At 66.9% G+C, this 3,332-nt stretch carries 6 protein-coding genes; all 6 read right to left on the reverse strand.

All coding sequences use genetic code 11. The features are described from left to right. Positions 1-400, reverse strand: a 400-nt coding sequence (locus GXY85_04120) for a hypothetical protein (protein NLW50016.1), incomplete at its 3' end; no start/stop codon positions are given. A gap of 3 nt (positions 401-403) precedes the next feature. Beyond that, positions 404-778, reverse strand: coding sequence for a hypothetical protein (locus tag GXY85_04125; protein ID NLW50017.1), 375 nt, complete (start codon positions 776-778; stop codon positions 404-406). Next, a complete protein-coding gene (locus GXY85_04130; GenBank protein ID NLW50018.1) occupies positions 778-2,007 on the reverse strand; it encodes a hypothetical protein in 1,230 nt (409 codons plus the stop codon). The genes GXY85_04125 and GXY85_04130 overlap by 1 nt, the downstream gene beginning before the upstream one ends. Further along, positions 2,007-2,378, reverse strand: coding sequence for a hypothetical protein (locus GXY85_04135; GenBank protein ID NLW50019.1), 372 nt, complete (start codon positions 2,376-2,378; stop codon positions 2,007-2,009). The genes GXY85_04130 and GXY85_04135 overlap by 1 nt, the downstream gene beginning before the upstream one ends. 87 nt (positions 2,379-2,465) lie before the next feature. Then, positions 2,466-2,657: a hypothetical protein gene (locus tag GXY85_04140; protein ID NLW50020.1), complete on the reverse strand. Its 192-nt coding sequence runs from the start codon at positions 2,655-2,657 to the stop codon at positions 2,466-2,468. Between the two features lie 153 nt (positions 2,658-2,810). Further along, the coding region (locus GXY85_04145) for a hypothetical protein (protein ID NLW50021.1) at positions 2,811-3,332 on the reverse strand (522 nt) is incomplete at its 5' end.

The raw sequence follows: 3,332 nt of genomic DNA on the forward strand, positions 1-3,332 counted from the left end.
CTTCGCCGCCCCTGCCGGTGTTGCAGGTGTAGCCGCGCCGATTCCAGAGGTAGTAGCCGCGGCCGTTGATGCGGACGGGCTCGTTTTCGAGGATGAAGCGGCGGTCGGAGGCCGTGTAGCGGACGCCTTCGGAGTCGACGCCGCCGGGCTGGATCTCGGTGATGAAGCCGTCGAAGCGGACGGCGCCGCCGTCGTCCTCGATGCGGAGCTCATCCCAGAGGCTCACCTCGGGCGGGTCGTCGTGCCGGCCGGGCCAGAAGAGCTCGGCCTGCCAGGGCCGGACGTAGGAGGCGCGGATGGTGCGGACGACCAGGTCGGCCGTGAGGGCGTCGTTCAGGTAGACGTCCACGTCGGGGCCGAAGGACGGCCCGGGCAGGAGCGTTGTGGTGGTCGTGGCCATCCGTTATCCCTCGCCGGCGCTGTCGCGCACGCTGGCCGTACCGGCCACGCAGTCGTAGTAGGACACGGCGCCGGCGCCGTCGTCGGATTTGATCTCGACGTTAAAGCGGCCCTTGCCGGCAGGCAGGGCGGCCGTCTCGGCCGAGGTGGCCGTGAACGTCAGCGTCATCACGGTGCCGTTCAGGGCGGCCGAGTCGGCCTCGATCTCCAGGTCCGGAGTGCCGCCGCGCCGTGTGCGCGAGAGGCAGAGCGACCAGGTCCATCCGTCCGCGCCGGCGGCCCAGCCTCCGGTATTGGTGATCTCGACCGTCAGGACGTCGCCGGCCGGCGGCCAGCGGCTGCCGCGCACGATGGATGAGTCCGGTGTGTAGTCTTGCATCAGCCCACGCTCCCACTGATCTCAGGGACAACGACTGTGCCGGTAACGGTCGGCACGTCCACATCGCCGGTCAGATAATGCGCGGTGCCGACGAACACCCCCTCCAGGCTGCCGTCGGCGTAGGACGTCCCGAGCCGCACGTCCGACGTTGCAGGTACGTCCGGGCGCTCGATGACGCACTCAATCCGCCGGTCTACTGTCAGGTCGGACACGATCATCGTTACGCCGTCCGGCCATTCCACAGTGATCGTGTACGGGTTGTAGTCATACTCCGTAGTCGGCTCGTCGGGCGGGATGTCAATAACATCTATCTCGCTGAGAACCCAGCGAAACTCCGGCAGCGTAATCGCCGTTGGCGACTGCCCGGATGCGTTGGTGTCGTATGCAGCGTGCGTCGTCCCTAACGCATCCTCAACCGTCACATGCGCCCCTTCGACGGCCGCGCCGTCCTCGTCATGCACCGTCAGTGCGAATGTCCACCGGAGTTCGATGGCCGACTCATACCCGGCCGCCGTCACCCGCAGGCGTGTCGCAGTATCCCACCAGCCGTCCGGGTCAGTAACTGTCAGGTCGCCGTGCCAGACGTACGCATAGCCCACCCCTTCAATGACCGGGCTTGATAGCGTCAAATCGGCCCTGCATGTCAAAATACCGTACATGACATTGTGTTCGATCCCCGTGCTGGCAGCGGGGTACGACGGACCACCGGAAAGCAAGGAATATTCAACGCTTGCGTCTTTAGGCAGATTGGGGCCGACGCCTTGTGTGCTCATCAGTGCTGAGTTACTGATAGTGCAAGGGCTTGCCGCTGAAATGCGCGGACAACCACCGCCGCGCAGCACCATGATTGTGGAGAGACGGATGGTCAATGCCCCCGTGTGCGCCATGTTGATGTAATGATGGGCTGTTGCAGGTGCCTGAACAACGACAGCAGACCGAACGAATGACCATGAGCCGGCCCCCTCTGTTTGCATCGCGGCCCCGTTGCCAGCCACCGCCGTATAGATCAGGAGAGACTCGCCATCCATGCCGAAATGCGTCGTCGCATTCGACCCGCCGTGCAGCTTCGCCGTTGTCCAGTAACAGCGTGTGCCCAAAGAGCCAAAGACGTTCCAGCCGCCCGCCACGTCAGCCGCCAGAATGTCCGTGCATTCAACCGCATCGGCCTCCGTGCCACCGTCATAGAACACGGTGTTACTCGGCGCGTCATATGTAATGACTTTTGCCACTACCGGGCCTCCTGCTCAGGCAGTTCCGGCCGCGCGTGGAACTCAGGGTGCGCCTTGTCCCACGTATACGCCCAAGCCTTCAGCGCGTCGATAGCGGCGAGCGCCGCTTTGCGATGCTCGCTCCACCACTTCGCGCCCTCACTCTCCGGCGCGTCCTTGCCCAGCGCGTCGATCTCTGCCACCTCGCCCTCGGCCTTGACGGCGTGGTGGTAGGCGGCATACGCCGGATGGGCCAATCCAGAGACGAGCGTCAGCACCGCCTCATCCAGCTGCTCGGCCGCGCCCGGCTCCGGCATCGCCACGGGCACCTCCACCGGCTCCCGTGCCGCTTCGAGCCCGTCCTTCTCAGCTTTGATCGCATCAAGAGTCATGTGATTACCTCCCAAAGCCAGGCCAGAGCCACGCACACGCCGATGCCGATGAAACTGGCAAAGGCCGCCACGGCCGCGTAATGATCGTCATGCATCGACCGCCTCCCGCTCGCGCAGCACAGATTTCAGCATCTCGATTCCCTCCCGCCACCACCGCGCAAACGCCGTGTCCCGCATCAGCACCTCCGGCCCCAGCCCCCACCGCCCGTCGCGCAGCACGAACCACAGCGGGCCGCGCAGCCCGGCCTCCGGCAGGGGGTCCAGAGCCGTATGTGGCACAGCCGCCCTCGGCTGTGTCGGCGCCGCAGGCGCCGCCACACGGACAGGCACGGACCCTGCCGGCGCTGCCGTTGTTCGCCTCATGTTCCCGTTGCCGTATCCGTCGCTATCCGTGTCCATCCGTGTCTCAGCCTTGATCCGTTGCCGTTGCCGTCAGCCGTCACAGTCCACCTCCTGGACGAACTCCGCGACGAAGCGGCCCCAGCGCCGGTCCGTGTGCGCCGGCCGCAGGCTCTCCAGCACGCAGCCGGCGTAGGTGTGCCCGTTGCCCGTCAGGGCCACCGGGCAGGAGCCCACGTCGCGCGCCAGGCCCTCCAGGTAGCGGGCCAGGTGCTCTGCGGTTACCGTGGCGTGGGAGGTCACCACGAGGCGGATCACCGCGCCGCTGACGGGTCCGCGCGACCGAGCGCCCCTGGCCCGAGGGATCTCGCGCAGCGGCCACTGCCGCTGCATCTCCAGGCGGAGGCCCTCGGCATGGTGCCCGAGCGCCACGCCCCCGGCCTCATACTGCTGCTCCCACACCGACCCCGCGTAGAAGCCCGGCGCGGCCGGCACCGTGCCCCAGGCGGGGGCGGCGGATGCCTCCGGACACAGGAACTCGGCCTGCAGCTCTGCAAAACGGAACGCGTGCACCTCCCCTGCAGCGCCCGTGCAGACGCACTGCGCGAACGTCGC

The sequence above is a fragment of the Candidatus Brocadiaceae bacterium genome (genome assembly GCA_012728835.1).
Classification (GTDB): domain Bacteria; phylum Planctomycetota; class Brocadiia; order SM23-32; family SM23-32; genus JAAYEJ01.

Coding starts and splice junctions, on each gene's coding strand:
- GXY85_04125 (NLW50017.1), bottom strand. CDS start 778: ATGCAAGACTACACACCGGACTCATCCATCGTGCGCGGCAGCCGCTGG.
- GXY85_04135 (NLW50019.1), bottom strand. CDS start 2,378: ATGACTCTTGATGCGATCAAAGCTGAGAAGGACGGGCTCGAAGCGGCA.